The organism is Actinoplanes philippinensis (genome assembly GCF_900113015.1).
GTDB classification, from domain to species: domain Bacteria; phylum Actinomycetota; class Actinomycetes; order Mycobacteriales; family Micromonosporaceae; genus Actinoplanes; species Actinoplanes philippinensis.
Map to the genome: position 1 here is coordinate 1 of NZ_FONV01000037.1, position 14349 is coordinate 14349.

Annotated in this window: 17 protein-coding genes and 1 pseudogene; 9 read left to right on the top strand and 9 right to left on the bottom strand. The window is 74.0% G+C overall.

The window, feature by feature from the left end:
• Positions 1–397 (top strand): transposase (locus tag BM290_RS45805; protein ID WP_143134214.1); only part of this gene is annotated, 397 nt, incomplete at its 5' end.
• A gap of 42 nt (positions 398–439) precedes the next feature.
• On the opposite strand, the gene BM290_RS45810 is transcribed toward BM290_RS45805, so the two are convergent.
• The 3 genes from BM290_RS45810 to BM290_RS48965 form a co-directional block, all read right to left on the bottom strand.
• Positions 440–1324, bottom strand: coding sequence for an alpha/beta fold hydrolase (locus tag BM290_RS45810; protein ID WP_093622306.1), 885 nt, complete (start codon positions 1322–1324; stop codon positions 440–442).
• A gap of 136 nt (positions 1325–1460) precedes the next feature.
• On the bottom strand, positions 1461–2600 hold the full coding sequence (locus BM290_RS45815) for a LacI family DNA-binding transcriptional regulator (RefSeq protein WP_239144140.1): 1140 nt from the start codon (positions 2598–2600) through the stop codon (positions 1461–1463).
• Complete coding sequence (locus BM290_RS48965) at positions 2597–2773, bottom strand: hypothetical protein (RefSeq protein ID WP_177320184.1); 177 nt, start codon at positions 2771–2773, stop codon at positions 2597–2599. The genes BM290_RS45815 and BM290_RS48965 overlap by 4 nt, the downstream gene beginning before the upstream one ends.
• A gap of 180 nt (positions 2774–2953) precedes the next feature.
• Here BM290_RS48965 and BM290_RS45820 point away from each other — a divergent pair, with 180 nt between their 5' ends.
• Positions 2954–3430, top strand: a complete 477-nt coding sequence (locus BM290_RS45820) for a PRC-barrel domain-containing protein (RefSeq protein ID WP_093622307.1) — start codon at positions 2954–2956, stop codon at positions 3428–3430.
• 25 nt (positions 3431–3455) lie between these two features.
• On the opposite strand, the gene BM290_RS45825 is transcribed toward BM290_RS45820, so the two are convergent.
• Positions 3456–4241, bottom strand: a complete 786-nt coding sequence (locus BM290_RS45825; RefSeq protein WP_093622308.1) for a maleylpyruvate isomerase family mycothiol-dependent enzyme — start codon at positions 4239–4241, stop codon at positions 3456–3458.
• A 117-nt stretch (positions 4242–4358) separates the two neighbouring features.
• On the opposite strand from BM290_RS45825, the gene BM290_RS45830 reads away from it, so the two are divergent.
• Entirely contained in the window at positions 4359–4574 is a 216-nt protein-coding gene (locus BM290_RS45830) for a hypothetical protein (protein ID WP_093622309.1), read from the top strand.
• Here BM290_RS45830 and BM290_RS45835 read toward each other — a convergent pair.
• From BM290_RS45835 to BM290_RS45845, 3 genes are all read right to left on the bottom strand, one after another.
• A complete protein-coding gene (locus BM290_RS45835; protein ID WP_239144139.1) occupies positions 4568–5446 on the bottom strand; it encodes a S1 family peptidase in 879 nt (292 codons plus the stop codon). The two genes, BM290_RS45830 and BM290_RS45835, sit on opposite strands and share 7 nt — an antisense overlap.
• Before the next feature lie 78 nt (positions 5447–5524).
• On the bottom strand, positions 5525–6274 hold the full coding sequence (locus BM290_RS45840; protein WP_093622341.1) for an SDR family NAD(P)-dependent oxidoreductase: 750 nt from the start codon (positions 6272–6274) through the stop codon (positions 5525–5527).
• 5 nt (positions 6275–6279) lie between these two features.
• On the bottom strand, positions 6280–6615 hold the full coding sequence (locus tag BM290_RS45845; RefSeq protein ID WP_239144138.1) for an amidohydrolase family protein: 336 nt from the start codon (positions 6613–6615) through the stop codon (positions 6280–6282).
• 61 nt (positions 6616–6676) lie between these two features.
• Here BM290_RS45845 and BM290_RS45850 point away from each other — a divergent pair, with 61 nt between their 5' ends.
• Positions 6677–7258 carry a GntR family transcriptional regulator gene (locus BM290_RS45850; RefSeq protein WP_203779927.1) on the top strand — a complete coding sequence of 194 codons (582 nt, stop codon included), beginning with the start codon at positions 6677–6679 and terminating at the stop codon, positions 7256–7258.
• Between the two features lie 18 nt (positions 7259–7276).
• On the opposite strand, the gene BM290_RS45855 is transcribed toward BM290_RS45850, so the two are convergent.
• Positions 7277–8548: a magnesium transporter MgtE N-terminal domain-containing protein gene (locus BM290_RS45855; protein ID WP_177320185.1), complete on the bottom strand. Its 1272-nt coding sequence runs from the start codon at positions 8546–8548 to the stop codon at positions 7277–7279.
• A 240-nt stretch (positions 8549–8788) separates the two neighbouring features.
• On the opposite strand from BM290_RS45855, the gene BM290_RS45860 reads away from it, so the two are divergent.
• The 5 genes and pseudogenes from BM290_RS45860 (at position 8789) to chrA (ending at position 13479) form a co-directional block, all read left to right on the top strand.
• Entirely contained in the window at positions 8789–10135 is a 1347-nt protein-coding gene (locus BM290_RS45860) for a helix-turn-helix domain-containing protein (protein WP_177320186.1), read from the top strand.
• A gap of 117 nt (positions 10136–10252) precedes the next feature.
• A complete protein-coding gene (locus BM290_RS45865) occupies positions 10253–10468 on the top strand; it encodes a hypothetical protein (protein ID WP_143134215.1) in 216 nt (71 codons plus the stop codon).
• A 381-nt stretch (positions 10469–10849) separates the two neighbouring features.
• Positions 10850–11650: an MBL fold metallo-hydrolase gene (locus tag BM290_RS45870; protein ID WP_093622314.1), complete on the top strand. Its 801-nt coding sequence runs from the start codon at positions 10850–10852 to the stop codon at positions 11648–11650.
• Positions 11647–12057: a chromate resistance protein ChrB domain-containing protein gene (locus BM290_RS45875; RefSeq protein WP_093622315.1), complete on the top strand. Its 411-nt coding sequence runs from the start codon at positions 11647–11649 to the stop codon at positions 12055–12057. Before BM290_RS45870 ends, BM290_RS45875 begins: the two co-directional genes overlap by 4 nt.
• A gap of 34 nt (positions 12058–12091) precedes the next feature.
• Positions 12092–13479: pseudogene (chrA, locus tag BM290_RS45880) on the top strand (chromate efflux transporter).
• A gap of 111 nt (positions 13480–13590) precedes the next feature.
• Here the strand turns inward: chrA and BM290_RS45885 are convergent.
• Entirely contained in the window at positions 13591–14310 is a 720-nt protein-coding gene (locus tag BM290_RS45885) for a hypothetical protein (protein WP_143134216.1), read from the bottom strand.
• Positions 14311–14349 lie beyond the last annotated feature (39 nt).

Genomic DNA, 14349 nt, shown 5'->3' on the forward strand with positions numbered 1-14349 from the left:
CGGGACCATCCGCGCCGCCCGCCTGCTCGCCGAGATCGGCGACGCCCGCGGAAGATTCCCGACCCCGGCCTCGCTGGCCTGCCTCGCCGGCGTCGTACCGTCGACCCGCGAGTCCGGCAAAGCCCGCATCGTCGCGTTCCGCTGGGCCGTCGACAAACAACTGCGCGACGCCGTCTGCGACTTCGCCGGCGACAGCCGCCACAGCAATCCCTGGGCCGCCGAGCTCTACAACCGCGCCCGCAACCGCGGCCACGACCATCCGCACAGCGTGCGGATCCTGGCCCGCGCCTGGCTCGACATCATCTGGAAGTGCTGGACCACCAGCACCGCCTACGATCCCGCACAACACCCAGCCCTCCAACGACTCCTCAACCAAGATCAAACCGTGGCGGGTTGACACAGGGCTACTCATGCCACGACCCTCGCACAGGGCGCCGGGTCAGGTCCGGTGGGAGCGGACGGTCAGGACGGCATCGGCGAAGGCGTCGGGGGCTTCCTGCGGGAGGTTGTGGCCGGCGTCGATCGTCCGGTGCTCGTGGGCGGCGGTGAACTGGGGGGCGTGGCCGGCGGTGCCGCCCGGTTTGAGGGTGTCGGAGACGCCGTCCAGGGTCACGGCGGGCACGGTGATCGGCGGGCGCGTGGCCAGGCGGGCCTCCAGCGCGTCGTACGCCGGATCGCCCGCGGCCCGGCCGAGCGCGTGCCGGTAGGCGTGGATGACGACGTCGACGAAGTCCGGGTTGTCGAAGGACGTGGCGGTACGGGCGAAGGTCGCGTCGTCGAACGCCCACTGTGGCGACCACTGCCGCCACAGCATCCGGCACAGCTCTCGGCGGTGGGCGGCCAGTGACTCGCGGCCGCGTTCGGTCTGGAACAGGTGCTGATACCACACCGCGTGCTCGACGGCCGGGGGGAACGCGTGCCGCTGCCGCTCGATGTCGATGATGTCGTAACCCGCCAGCGACACCAGCCCGGCCACCCGGTGCGGCCAGAGCGCGGCCGCGACACAGGAGGCCAGGCCGCCCCAGTCGTATCCGGCCACGATCGGCCGGTCCAGGCTCAGCGCCTCGGCGAGCGCGATCAGGTCCGACCCGAGGGCGGCCTGCTGTCCGCTGCGGACGGTGCCGGCGGACCGGAACCGGGTCGGGCCGAAACCCCGCAGATAGGGGCGGATCACCCGGGCGCCGTGGGCGGTCAGCGCCGGGACGACCCGGTCGTAGGCGTGGACGTCGTACGGAAAACCGTGCGACAGGATGACCGGCCAGCCATCGGCCGGGCCGTCCTGCAGGTAGGCGATCGACAGCACACCGGCATCGACATGATCCATGCGTTCCAGCGTACGAAGTCTCCGCCGGGAGAAGGCCGTGCCGCCCGGGCCGAGCCGCGTCCGGTCCGGATCCGGCCGGATCAGGGGAGGAGCTGACCGGCGCGGGGCGTGACGCGAGGAGGCGTACTTCCGGGGATCAGGACGGGGGCGCGGTGCTGTCGCGGACCACCAGGCCGGTGGGGAGCAGGACGTGCTGGGGGGTGATGTCACCGGTCGTGCGGGACTGCGCGATGGCCGCGGTGAGTGCGGCGGCGGCCGCGCGGCCCTTGGCCTCGACGTCCTGGCGGACGGTGGTGAGGGCCGGCCGGACCTGAACAGCGATCGGGTTGTCGTCGAAGCCGGCCACCGACAGCTCGCGGGGGACCTCGATGCCCAGCTCGGCGGCGGCCTGCAGGACGCCGTGGGCGACGACGTCGGAGAAGCAGAGGACCGCGGTGGGCCGGTCGGGGCGGTCCAGCAGCAGGTGGGCGGCGTGACGGGCGGGCTCCGGGCCGGTGCCGTCCTGGCGGACCGCGGGCGGGATGATGCCGGCCGGGCGCAGCGCGTCCTGCCAGCCGAGCAGCCGCTGACGGGAGGCGTGGCCGTCGGGGGGAAGCGTGTCGGGGTCGACGACGCCGTGCGGGCCGTGCAGGCCGGACAGCAGCAGGCCGATCCGGCGGTGGCCCAGGTCGACCAGGTGCTGGGCGGCGGCCCGGGCGCCGGCCCGGTCGTCGACGTTCACGCTGGAGACCTCCGCCACCGGGTCCTGGTCGACGTAGACCAGCGGCATCCGCCGGCGCGACAGCACCTCGACGACCGAGGACGTCGGGTCGCAGGAGTAGATGAGCGCGCCGTCCATCGCGAGGTCGCGGGCCGGGACGATGGCGCCGCTGTCGGCCGAGGTGAGCAGGGTGATGGCCAGACCGGTGGGGGCGAGCTCCTCGGCGATCGCGCCGAGGAAGCGGGTGGCGACCTGATCGGTGAAGGCGAACCGCAGCGACGACGTCAGGACGATGCCGATGGTGCCGGTGGTGCCCCGGGCCAGGGCGCGGGCCGTCGGGTCGGGGCCGACGTAGCCCAGCTCGTCGGCGGCGGCGAGGATGCGTGATCGCAGCGCCGCCGACAGCTGGTCGGGTTTGGAGAAGGCGTTGGAGACGGTCATGCGGCTGACGCCGACACGATCGGCGATGGTCTGCAATGTCACGCGTGCCGCCACGTCACCGCCGGTTCCTGTGCTCACCTCGCCGTAGAAGGCCACGATAGCGCTGCCGTGGCCGTGCGGCGGTGGCGAGGTCACGCGGGGGCGATGACGTGGGCGACGCGGATCAGGCCGCGGGCCACCCCGGCGCGGATCGTCCGGGCGCGGCGGGGGCGTTCGGTGTCCGGCACGACGGGCGCGCCGGGACGGGCGCTGCCGACGTTGTCACGGGTGGCGGTGACGGCGGTGACCAGGGCGACGGGGAAGTTCATGGCGGGCTCCTCACTCGGTTTCTATACCGGTACAGTAGCGAGGCCTTCTTTACCGGTCAAGAGGAATCTGAGGTGAACCCGTTCCCGCGCCGAACGGGTGACTCACCGTGATTTCACGTGCACACGCCGTCCGGGCGGGTAGCTGAGAGGACACCAACCCCCTGGACGTGAGGAGCCACGATGATCACCCGAGACCAGATCGACACGCTGTACGGCCACGACGTGTACGACAGCACCGGGGACAAGGTCGGCAGCATCGGCGCGGTGTGGAGCGACGGCGCCGGGGAGCCGGCGTGGGCCAGCGTACGGACCGGATGGTTCGGGCTGGGCGAGTCGCTGGTGCCGTTGCGGGACGCGGACCTGCAAGGGGACCGGGTCGTGGTGCCGTTCGAGAAGGCGTACATCAAGGACGCCCCGGACGTCGACGCCGAGGCCGACGAGCCCCTGACCGGCGACGAGGTCGTCCGGTTGTACCAGTACTACGCGATGAGCTGGGACGGCAGCGGCCGCGCCACGTCCCGGAACGCCCGCCCGGAGGACCTGTCGTCCGGGCGGGCCGCGCTGCGCCGCTACGGGGTGGCCGGTCAGCGGCAGGGCCGCGTCCCGGGCGCACGTGAGGAGTTCCGGGCGGCCGACGACCCGTACCGGATCGGCTGACCGGCCGGCGCCGCCTCCCCGGCCGTCAGAAGCCGGGGAAGGTGGCGCGCAGGTCGTCGAGCGTGAGGTTGCCGGTCACCTCGGTGCCGGCCGGGGTGTGCGCCGCGGAGAGCCGTCCGTAGATCAGCCGGAGCACCGCCTCCAGCGGCCCGGTGAAGGTGGCCGTGGCGGGCAGGTCGTCGGTGGTGAACCGCACCGACTCCTCGATCACGATCCGGTACGGCGTGCCGCTGACCGCGACGACCGCCTGCTCCGGCGCCTCCTTCGGTTTGCCGATGAAGCCGAGCAGGAAGCCCAGCCCGCCGGCCAGGTGCTCGGCGAGAACCTCCGCCGACTCCCCGGAGAGGGCCGCCGACGGGTCCAGGCCCACCCGCACGTCCCAGGTGTGCTGGGCCACCTCGCTCAGCCGCAGGCCCGCGAAGAGGGCGAACGGCACCGGGTCGGGCAGGAACGTCCGGACGCGGAGCTCCTCGTGGCGGTCCTCGGGCACCGACTCGAGATCGGCGACGAGCGTCTCGTTGGCGCTGATCGAGCCGGTGGCCTGATCCTGGGGGTCCGACGCGTTCCACCGGTCCCATACGCTCTGGTTGAAGTCGGGGCCGGGCGCCTCGGCCTTGCCCACGGCGGCCAGGAACCCGGCCCGGGTGATCTCGGCGCCGCTGCCCAGGTGCGACAGGACGTCGGCGATCGTCCAGGCGGAGGCGCCGGACGGGCCGGTCAGCTGGTCGGGGGTGAGCGACGGGACGAGGGCGGCGAGGCCGTCCTGCTCGCTGCGCAGGGCCGCGATGGTGCGGCCGGCAAGGGTCGTCATGCCCCGAGCCTAGATCGCCCGCCGGCGCTGTCGGCCTCCGGCGGATCAAGAGCATCCTTGCGTACGGTCTGACGGCCGCTGGAGCCAGGCTTGAGGCGGTCCGCCGATCGTGGAGGCATGAACGCATCTCGCCTGGACGGCCAGCCGCTCCCCGCCGACTTCACCTACCCCACCCTGGGCCGGTCGGTCGTCGACGGTGTGCTGATCCTGGGCCGGTCCGCCCTGGTCGCGATGACCGGGTTCGGCCTGATCATCGGGCTGGCCGTGGTCATCGCGCTCGCGTTGACCACGGCGATGGACATCCCCGGCTACGACGCCTCCGCCGACTACTGACGGCGGCCCGGCGCCACCCGGCGGGCCCGGCGCAGCAGGAACACCACCAGCACGCCGCCGGCGAGCAGCACCGCCACCGGCGCCAGGAGTGGCACGCCGTTCCCGTCGCCGTTCATCTCGCCGGCGATCCACGTGACCAGGCCGTCGGTGCGGGCGCCCAGGTCGGCCCCGCTGTGCGGGCATTCCGGCCCGGTGCTGACCAGCGCCACCAGCTCGGGCGTGCCGTCCGGCAGCTCCCGGAAGTACGGGCCGCCGGAGTCGTGCGGGCAGGCGCTGGTGTCCCGGCGCGGCGCCACGCCGGAGACCTCCATCAGCGAGTCGCCGACGCTGTCCACGGTGAACAGGCCCGTCTGCAGCCGGACGGAGCCCTCGTCGCCGGTGTCCTCGGTCCGGCCGTACCCCGTGAGCCGGATCCTCTCCCCGGAGGCCGGCGGGCCGGTGGCGATCCGCAGCGGCCGGACGTCGGTGACCGCGGTCTCCAGCTCGGCGAGGGCCACGTCACCGGTGCCGGCCTGCCGGACCCCGATCACCTCGATCTCGTGGCCGGCCCGTCTCCGCAGGTCGGTACGCCCGACGACGGCGGTCGTGGAGCGCGCGACCGTACGGCTCACGTGCTGCCCGTCGTCGTCGCGGAAACAGTGGCCGGCAGTGATCACCCAGCGGGGCGCGATCAGCGCTCCGGAGCACGAGCTGTCCCGGGTGCCCCCGTCGCCGTTTGGCAGGCCGGTCATGGTCAGCCGTACCGAGAAGGGATAGTCGCCGTCGGGCACGTCGTCGCCGTAGGCGATCGCCGCCGCCGGTCTCGCGCCGCCCGCCAGGACGATCGCCACCACCATCAGAAAGCCGAAGAATCTCGAGACCCCGTGTCGCACCCCGGCATCGTGCGGGACGCGCGGTCGGCGCAGCGTCAGCAGTGTCCTTATGAGATCTTTATCCCGCGGTGCGCGCTGTCACCGCCGGGGCAGCCGCAGACCGGACATGCCGCCGTCGACCGCGAGCGACATGCCGGTGGTCGCGCCCGCCTCCGGTGACGCCAGGTACGCCGCGGCGGCCGCCACCTCGTCCGCGGTCACCAGCCGGCCGGTGGGCTGCCGGGCGGCCAGCCGGGCACGTTCGGCCTCCGGGTCGCCGGTCCGCGCGAGCAGCCGCTGCACCCACGGCGTGTCGACGGTGCCGGGCGCCAGGCAGTTCACCCGGATGCCCTCGCCCACCAGGTCGGCGGCCATCGCGAGAGTGAGCGAATGCACGGCGCCCTTCGAGGCGGAGTAGAGGGCCCGCTGCACCAGCCCGGCGTTCGCCGCGATCGACGAGAGGTTCACGATCGCGCCGTGCCGGCTGCGCCGCAGGTACGGCAGCGCCGCCGTGGTGGCCCGCGCGATGCCGACCACGTTGACGTCGAGGACCCGGTGCCACTCGGCGTCGTCGTTGCCCTCGACCGGGCCGACCGCACCGATCCCGGCACTGTTGACCAGGATGTCGATGCCGCCGAACGCCTCGGCCACCGCGGCCGTCGCCGCCTCCAGCGATCCACGGTCGGTCACGTCGGCGGTCACCGGCAGCAGCCCGTCGGCAGGGTCGCCCGGGTGCAGATCGAGGACACCGACCCGTGCGCCCCGGGCCCGGAACGCGGCGGTGATCGCGGCGCCGATGCCGGAGCCGCCGCCGGTGACGACCGCGACCAGGGTGCTGAACGACGTCATCGTGCTCACCCCGGCTCCAGGTGGTAGGTGCTGATGGCGGTGCCGGCGAACACGTCGGCCGGGGCGCCGCCGAGCAGCCCGGTCATCGCGTCCTTGACGTCGGCGTAGGTGGCCGCCGGCTCGAGGACGGGCCAGTCCGAGCCGGACATGAGCCGGCCGTCGCCGAACAGGTCGATCGCGATGTCGACGTACGGCTTCAGGTCACGCGGCGTCCACGTCGCCCAGGCGGCCTCGGTGACCAGGCCGGACAGCTTGGCGACCACGTTCGGCCGGGCCGATTCGGGCTCTCGCAGCCAGGCGTAGCCGGAGGTCCACAGATGCTGGTGCGCGTCGATGATCAACGGGGTCGGTCCTTCCGAGCGCGGGTCCACCGGCTGGCCGAATTCGTAGATCCTATAGGAGGTGCTGGAGCACCTCCTCGCGCCCGGCGACCGGGTCAACATCGACGCTCTCGCGCGGGAGCTGGAGGTCTCACCCACCCCGGTCCGCGAGGCGCTGGCCCGGCTGGAGTCCGAGGGGCTGGTCCGCAAACGGCCGCGGGCCGGATACACGGTCAGCCCGCTGCTCACCGTCACCGAGTTTGACGACATGTTCGACATGCGGCTGCTGCTGGAGTGCACGGCCGCCCGGCGGGCCGCCGACCACGCCACGCGCGCTCAGGTCCAGGAGCTGATGGCGGCGGCCCGCACCGTCCCGCCCGGCGACACTCGCTGGCAGGCGGCGTTCACCGCCCTCGACGCCCGGTTGCACGACCTGGTGGCACAGATGTCGGCCAGCCCGCTGCTGCGCGACGCGATCAGCCGGTTGCACGCCCACCTGCATCTGCATCGGCGCCGTTTTCCGTACGCCCAGATCGCCGTCACCGACGCCGAGCACCGTGCCGTGGCCGCCGCCGTCCGGGACCGCGACCCGTCCCGCGCCGAGGCGGCGATGCGCGACCACCTCACCCGGGCCCGCGAGCGTCACCTCGCCGCCTTCGAGTAGCGCGGCCGGCGCGAGCGGTCACCGGTGAGGGACTCCGGCCGGGGGTGCCTGGTCGGCGGGGTCTTGGGGCTCCTGTGGCGGGCGGGGGACCGGGATCGTGGTGCGCAGCGCCCGGGCCCGGCGGGGCTCGGTGTGCGCGAGCAGCCGGTGGCGGTGGCTCGCGCCGGCGGCCTCGAGAAGGGTGGCCGCCTCGTTCAGGGGAAGGGTGGCCAGGGCGGCGGTGGCCGTCGCGGTGGGCAGGGCGGTCAGCAGGCTCACCGCGTCCCGGGGGTCGGTCTCGGTGAGGACCCGGGCGGCGCGGTCGGCCGGGATCCGGGTCAGCAGGTCGCAGGCGCGGGCCGGGGCCAGGCCGGTGAGCAGGCCCGCGGCGGCGTCCGGCGGGAGCGAGGCGATGATCTTGGCAGCCCGGGACGTGCCGATGGCGTCGAGGACGGTGGTGGCCCAGGTGTAGTTGGCGCTGTACAGGACCTCGATGGCCAGCGCCGTGGGCAGCGCCGGGTCGGCCATCAGCGTGGTCTTCCAGTCCGTCGGCATGCCCGCCACCAGGGCCAGCGCGTTCTGGCGGGGCATCTCGTACAGCAGCCGGGCCGAGACGGCGCTGGGCAGGGCCGCGAGCACGGCCTGACCGGCGGACGGCGGCATCGACTGCAGGTGGTCGGCCGCCACCACCAGGCTCTCGGTCTGCAGGAGCCCGGCGGCGGTGGTCGCGGGCATGGCGATGAGGCAGTCGAGGACGGCGTGGGCCGGCATGGTGCGCAGGCAATCGGCGGCGGCCTCGCCGGGCATCGCGGTGAGGTATCGGCCGGCCTGGTCCGGCGGGAGCGTGGTCAGGTAGCTCGCCGCCACAGCGGTGGGCATGGCGGTGAGGATGATGGCGGTCTGCGCGGCGGGCGCGGCGGCCAGGCCCACCGTGGCCATCCCCGGCGCGGGAACGGCGGATGCGGCCGCTGCCCGGCGGTGGGCGCGGCGGTTGTCGGCGGCCCGCTGGCGCGCCTCGGTCCACGCCGTGACGTCGTCGTCGGGCAGGCCGCAGGCGCGGGCGAACGCGTACACGACGCGGGTGCCGGGCAGGATGCGGCCGGAGAGGGCGTTGGAGAGGGTGGCCAGCGGCACGCCGGTGCGGTCGGCGAGGACACGCAGGGTCGGCGGATCGTCGGCGGGTGAGGGCCGGGCCCACCGGCGGAGCTGCCCCAGGGCGGCGGCGAGTTCCGCGACGGTGTTCACCGACAGCACCGACGGCGGGCGGCTTGCGGACACGGACGGGTTCGGCACGTACCCATCCTGTTCCACGCTCTTCGATGTTGTTCCAAGATTCAACCGACCGGGTGACATCGGCGGCGCTGATGAACGCGGGCGTTGCGCCCGTACGCCGGACCGCACAGAATGTGCGACCTGTCCCAGGCGGATCTCTGAGACGATTTCGATGAATTTCACTCCGGCCCGAACGGCGGCCGGCCCTATCCGGATGCGAGAGGCAGGGCTCCGATGCCCCCGACGGGCGGTGTGCCGGGCACGACCGAGCCGGATGACATGACCGAGAGGCCGACGCTGCTGGCCGAGGCGGTCACTCTGTGGGAGCTGCACGACGAGCTGACCCTGCACGTGCTCGGCCTGGACGGCGAAGACGGCTTCCCGGCGACGGCGCACGACTTCGTCCAGGCGGTCGCCGGGCAGCTCACCGGCACGGCCGGCGCGCCGGCCGCGGGCCGTGCCTCGCCGCCGGTGAGCGAGGAGGTGCCGGACGGCCGCCGGGTCGCGTTCTGGCGGCGGCGGCGCGGGCTGACCCGGCACGAGGTGGCCCGGCGGCTGGGCCGGTCCGACGCCTGGGTCGCCTCGGTCGAGGAGGGCCTCGACCGGATCCCCACCGCGGACAGCGCCCGGGGGATCGCCGCGGCCCTGCAGATCGACCTGCCGCTGCTGATGGGCCGGGACCCGCGCCCCCAGCCGCTGCCCACCGGCGACCCGATCGGCGACAACCTGGAACGGATCCGGGAGTGCCTGGAACGCCGCGACGCGCTCGGCCCCGCCCCGGACGCGGTCGCCGCGCCGCTCGTGGTGATCGCGGTCGGGTTGCGGGACGCGTGGCGGTGCTACCGGCAGGCCGAGTACGGCGGCCTGACCGGGGCGCTGCCGCGGCTGCTGCACGACGCCGTGACGTCCGACGGGATCCGGGCCGGCGGCGACGACGGGCCGGAGGCGGCCCGCCTGCTCAGCCAGGCCTACCAGGTGACCGCCGCGGCGCTGCGGAAACTCGGCGAATACCAGCTGTCGTGGCTGGCCGCCGACCGGGCGATCGAGGCCGCGGCCCGGGGACACGATCCGCTGCTGACCGCGGCCGCGTCACGGTTCGCCGCGGCGACCATGCTGGCGATGGGCCGTACGACACCGGCGCTCAACCTCAGCATGACGGCCACCACGAGCCTGCCCGCGCGACACCGCCCGCATCACACCCAGCTGGTCGTCGAGGGGACGCTGCTGCTGCAGGGCGCCGCCGCGGCGGCCCGGATGGCGGACACCGCGACCACCCGGAGCCTGCTCGCCGAGGCGGACGGTGTGGCCGCCCGCCTGGAGCAGGACACCGTCCGATACTGGACCCGGTTCGGCCGGACGGTCACCGAGCTGTCCCGGGCGAGCGTCGCCGTCGAGCTGGGTGAGGGCGCCGACGCGATCACCATCCACCGCCGTCTCCAGCAGGCGCTGCCCAGCCTGCCACGGGAGCAGCACGCCGGCCACTACCTGACGCTGGCCCGCGCCTACCTGCAGACCGGCGCCACCGACCGGGCGGCCGAGGCGCTGGAGACCAGCACCCGTCTCGCGCCGGCGGAACGGCGAAACCCGCTCCACCAGGCGTTACGGCACCAGATCCGGACCGTGTGACACCGGGCCGCCGGTGCGAGGCGCTGCGCGAACGCGCCGCTGCCCGCTGACCGGTCCTGCGCGGAGCTTGCCCCGGGCTGGAGGCCGTCTTGAGGTGGCGGGTGGATCGTCGTGGGCATGAACGCAAGCCGTGTGGACCTCCCGCCGTTCCGGCCCGCCCCGATCGTCCACCCCTCGCTGGGACGGTCGGTCATCGACAGCTCGCTCACCGCGGGCCGTACGGTCCTGGTCACCGGCGCCGGGCTCGGCCTGCTGATCGGTTTCGCCATGGTGGTCGCCTTCATCCTGACGATGGCCGCCGGGCTGCTCGGCGTCGGCGCGGGCGGGTCCTGAGGGGCCGGGCTTCACGGCCAGGCCCCGTCCGTACCCATTCGTCCGTGCCGTTGAGCGCCGGCCCGCGTGCCATGGTCGCTCGCCCGCCCTGCTCTCCGCGGCGGAGCCGCTGACCCGGCGGCGGGACGTGCTCGGCGGCCAGGTGAACCGCCCGGCCACCACCGTCACCGCCTCGGCCGTCGCCGCGTGGGCCGTCACCACGGGCGGTCGCCGCGCTGATCATCGCCCTGGACGCGTTCCTGCCGGTGTCGAGGATGCTGGGTTGAGCGCCGCGAATCGGGGAACCCGGGCCCGCATGCAGACCTCCAGCAAACCGGGCCGTCCGGCCGGGGCCGCGCGACCGGTCCGCGACCGCCCGCGGCCCGCGCCGGCGGTGGCCGCATGAGCCCCGCCCTCGACGCCGACGTCACGTTCATCGGCAATGCGACCACGCTGCTGCGCCTCGGCACGTTCACGCTGCTCACCGATCCCGCGTTCGGGCCGGCGGGCAGCCGCGTCCATCTCGGCTGGGGCGCCTGGACACGACGGCTCCGGGACCCGGCGATGGCGTACGCCGACCTGCCGCCCCTCGACCTGGTGCTGCTCTCGCACCTGCACGGCGACCACTTCGACCGGGCCGCCCGCCGGGCACTGCCGTCGACGCTGCCGATCGTCACCACCCCGCAGGCGCAGCGCCGCCTGCGCCGGCGTGACTTCACCACCACCGGGCTGCCCACCTGGGACGCCCGGGAGTGGCGCCGTGACGGGCAGCTGCTGCGGATCACCGCCCTGCCCGGCCGGCACGGCCCGGGGCTCGTCGACCGGCTGCTGCCCGACGTGATGGGCTCGCTGATCGAGTGGGAGGTGGACGGCGCGCCGCGGTTGCGGCTCTACATCACCGGCGACACGCTCTACCGGCCGCACCTCGGCGAGATCCGGCAGCGCTGCGGCGAGATCGACGCGATGCTCATCCACCTGGGCGGCACCCGGCTGCTCGGCCTGCTGCTCACCATGGACGGCAGGCAGGGCGCCGACCTGACCGGCCTGATCCGCCCGCGGCTGACGCTGCCGATCCACTACGACGACTACGCGGTGATGAAATCCCCGCTCAGCGACTTCCTCACCGAGTGCCGCAACCGGTCGCTCACCCGGGTGCGGGCGCTCGAGCGAGGGGAAACGGTCGCTCTGTCGCCGGCCCTTTGAACGGTAACCGTGGTTACATTGCCGGGTGGTCGAGGGGAGCGGCCGGCAGCCCGGAGGCACGGTTCGTCTTCGTCACCGAGCCGGCCGCGGTGCCCGCCGACGCCACCCCGTTCGACATGCGCGGTGTCGACCTGGGCCACCACGGTGAGGACTGCACCTTCGAGACCCTCCTGCGCCGCTACCAGCTCACCGACCCGGTGCTGTGGAAACTCGCCGAGATCGTGCACGAGGCCGACCTCGACGACGAGCGTTTCGACGCCCCGGAGGCGGCCGGCCTCGACGTCGTGCTGCGCGGCCTGTCGATGGTCTGCCCCGACGACGAGGTGGTGCGCCTGACCGGCCCGCTCTTCGACGGGCTGTACGAGTATCACCGTCGCGCGCTGCTGCTCGGCCGGCCGCCCGCCTGAGCCCGTTCCGTCTGTTCGATTCTCCGGAGTCATGATGACCGACACCGAAGCCGGGGCCTCCGCCCGCGACGTGGTTCCGTTCCGCGACGCGGTGCGCGCCTGGTTCGTGATCTCGCTGCAGACCTTCGGCGGCCCGGCCGGGCAGATCGCCGTCATGCAGCGCCACCTCGTCGACGAACGCCGCTGGATCGGGCAGCGCCGGTTCCTGCACGCGCTCAACTACTGCATGCTGCTGCCCGGCCCGGAGGCGCAGCAGCTGGCCATCTACGTCGGCTGGCTGCTCAACGGGCTGCGCGGCGGCCTGGTCGCGGGCACCCTGTTCGTACTGCCCGGCGTCGTCGCCCTGCTCGTCCTCTCCGCGGTCTACGTCGGATTCGGCGACACCACCGCGGTGACCGCCGTGTTCGCCGGGCTGGCCCCGGCCGTCGTCGCGGTCGTCGCGCAGGCGGTCTGGCGGGTCGGCGGCCGGGCGCTGACCAACCGGGTCCTGGTCGGTTTCGCGGTGGCGGCGTTCCTGGCCCTGGCCGTCTTCGGGGTGCCGTTCCCGATCGTCGTCGCGGTGGCCGCGCTCGCCGGCTGGGCCCTGCACCGCCGGTCGCCCCACCTGTCGGCCGGGGGAGCGGGCCACGGCGAGAAGCCCGGCGGGCCGCAGCCGCTGATCTCCGACGACGCGTTGCACCACGACCAGCCGTCGGCCCGTCGCGCCGGCGTCGTCCTGGCAGCCGGCCTGCTCGCCTGGTTCCTGCCCGTCGCCGTCGTCGCGGCGGCCACCGGGACCGGCAGCGTCTACACCCAGCAGGGCCTCTTCTTCTCCGGTACGGCCGTGGTCACCTTCGGCGGCGCCTACGCCGTGCTCGCGTTCGTCGCCCAGCGTGCGGTCGAGCACTACGCGTGGCTGTCGGCCGGTGACATGGTCCGCGGCCTGGCCCTCGCCGAGTCGCCCCCGGCCCGTTGATCATGGTCGTGCAGTTCGTGGCGTTCCTCGGCGCGTACCACCGTCCCGGCAACCTCGACCCGCGGGTCGCCGGAGTCGTCGCCTCCCTGCTGACCACGTGGGTGACCTTCGTGCCGTGCTTCCTGTTCATCCTGCTGGGAGCACCCTATGTGGAACGTCTCCGTGGCAACCACGCCCTGTCGGCCGCCCTGACCGGCATCACCGCCGCGGTCGTCGGCGTGATCGCCGACCTCGGCCTGTACTTCGCCGTCCACACCCTCTTCGCCGCCGGCGACACGCTCACCACCGGACCGCTGAACCTGCACTACCCGCAGCCGGCCACCGTCCGCTGGACCCCGGTCGTCATCGCGGTCATCGCCGCCGTCCTGATCTTCAAGCTGAAGTGGCCGGTGCTGCGGATCCTCGGCGTCTGCGCCCTGCTGGGCCTGGTCGCGGGCCTGATCGGCTTGCCCGGCGTCACCGGATGACCCCGCCGCGGCGGCCGACGATCCGACGTCGCCGGGAGCGGTCACCCGGAGGGGCGGCGGTGGATCGGTGCGGCGAGGTGTGGCCGCTCGTTCCGGTGATGGGGACGTCGTTCAGAGCGGTGCGCCGGCGCGGCGGCGTGCCAGGTCGATCAGTCTCGTCGCGTCGACACCGGCGGGAACGGTGAGCTGGATCGCGAAAGTCCGGTCGATCACCAGGAAGCGGCGCCGGCCGGCCTGCGCCGGGAATTCGTGGAGCGCCGCCTGCCTCGACAGGCTCCTTCGGGTGGCCCCGCAGGCCCTCGCGCGGTCGGCGAGCACCTGACGGCCGACGGCGTCAGGCGTCCGGAAGAGCAGAATCCGCTCCTCGATCGCGGTTCCGGAGGTGCTCAGGACGCTGATGCCGGCGATGTGGCGGACGCCCTCAGCGCGGTACCCGGGCCATCCGTCGAGGAGCAGGCGGTCGAAGAGGTCACAGTCCCGCGGCCATTCCGGGCCTCCGTCGCAGGTCCCGTCCAGCTGGTACGCGGCCAGCGACACGGCGTCGAACTCGGCCGCGGGCCATGCGTCGCCGCTGGTGAGAAGCCCGCCCGGACGGCTCTCACGAGCGCACGACGCCGGCGGCGAGGTCCCGGCCGAGGTGGTCGGGACCATCGGTCCCGCCGCGCCGGCCGGGTCGGACAAGCCCGCCGGGTGCGCCGAGACCGCCGAGGCCACCGGGGCGGCCGTCACCGTCGGCTGGGTGCCGGCGGTGGGTGGCGCGGCCCCGGTGTCGCAGGCGGCGAGCAGGCTCAGCGCCGTCACCACCCCGGCCAGGCGAACGCGACCTGCCAACGCAACTCCTCCGGACGATCCAGGCGCGTGACGCTAGCA

What these genes read in the sequence shown, in the direction of transcription:
- BM290_RS45825 (WP_093622308.1), bottom strand. Translation starts at nt 4,241, where the DNA reads ATGACGACCCTTGCCGGCCGCACCATCGCGGCCCTGCGCAGCGAGCAG.
- BM290_RS45865 (WP_143134215.1), top strand. Translation starts at nt 10,253, where the DNA reads ATGAACGCAAGCCGTGTGGACCTCCCGCCGTTCCGGCCCGCCCCGATC.
- BM290_RS45830 (WP_093622309.1), top strand. Translation starts at nt 4,359, where the DNA reads ATGAACGCATCTCGCCTGGACGGCCAGCCGCTCCCCGCCGACTTCACC.
- BM290_RS45870 (WP_093622314.1), top strand. Translation starts at nt 10,850, where the DNA reads ATGAGCCCCGCCCTCGACGCCGACGTCACGTTCATCGGCAATGCGACC.
- BM290_RS48965 (WP_177320184.1), bottom strand. Translation starts at nt 2,773, where the DNA reads ATGAACTTCCCCGTCGCCCTGGTCACCGCCGTCACCGCCACCCGTGAC.
- BM290_RS45840 (WP_093622341.1), bottom strand. Translation starts at nt 6,274, where the DNA reads ATGACGTCGTTCAGCACCCTGGTCGCGGTCGTCACCGGCGGCGGCTCC.
- BM290_RS45820 (WP_093622307.1), top strand. Translation starts at nt 2,954, where the DNA reads ATGATCACCCGAGACCAGATCGACACGCTGTACGGCCACGACGTGTAC.
- BM290_RS45860 (WP_177320186.1), top strand. Translation starts at nt 8,789, where the DNA reads ATGACCGAGAGGCCGACGCTGCTGGCCGAGGCGGTCACTCTGTGGGAG.
- BM290_RS45810 (WP_093622306.1), bottom strand. Translation starts at nt 1,324, where the DNA reads ATGGATCATGTCGATGCCGGTGTGCTGTCGATCGCCTACCTGCAGGAC.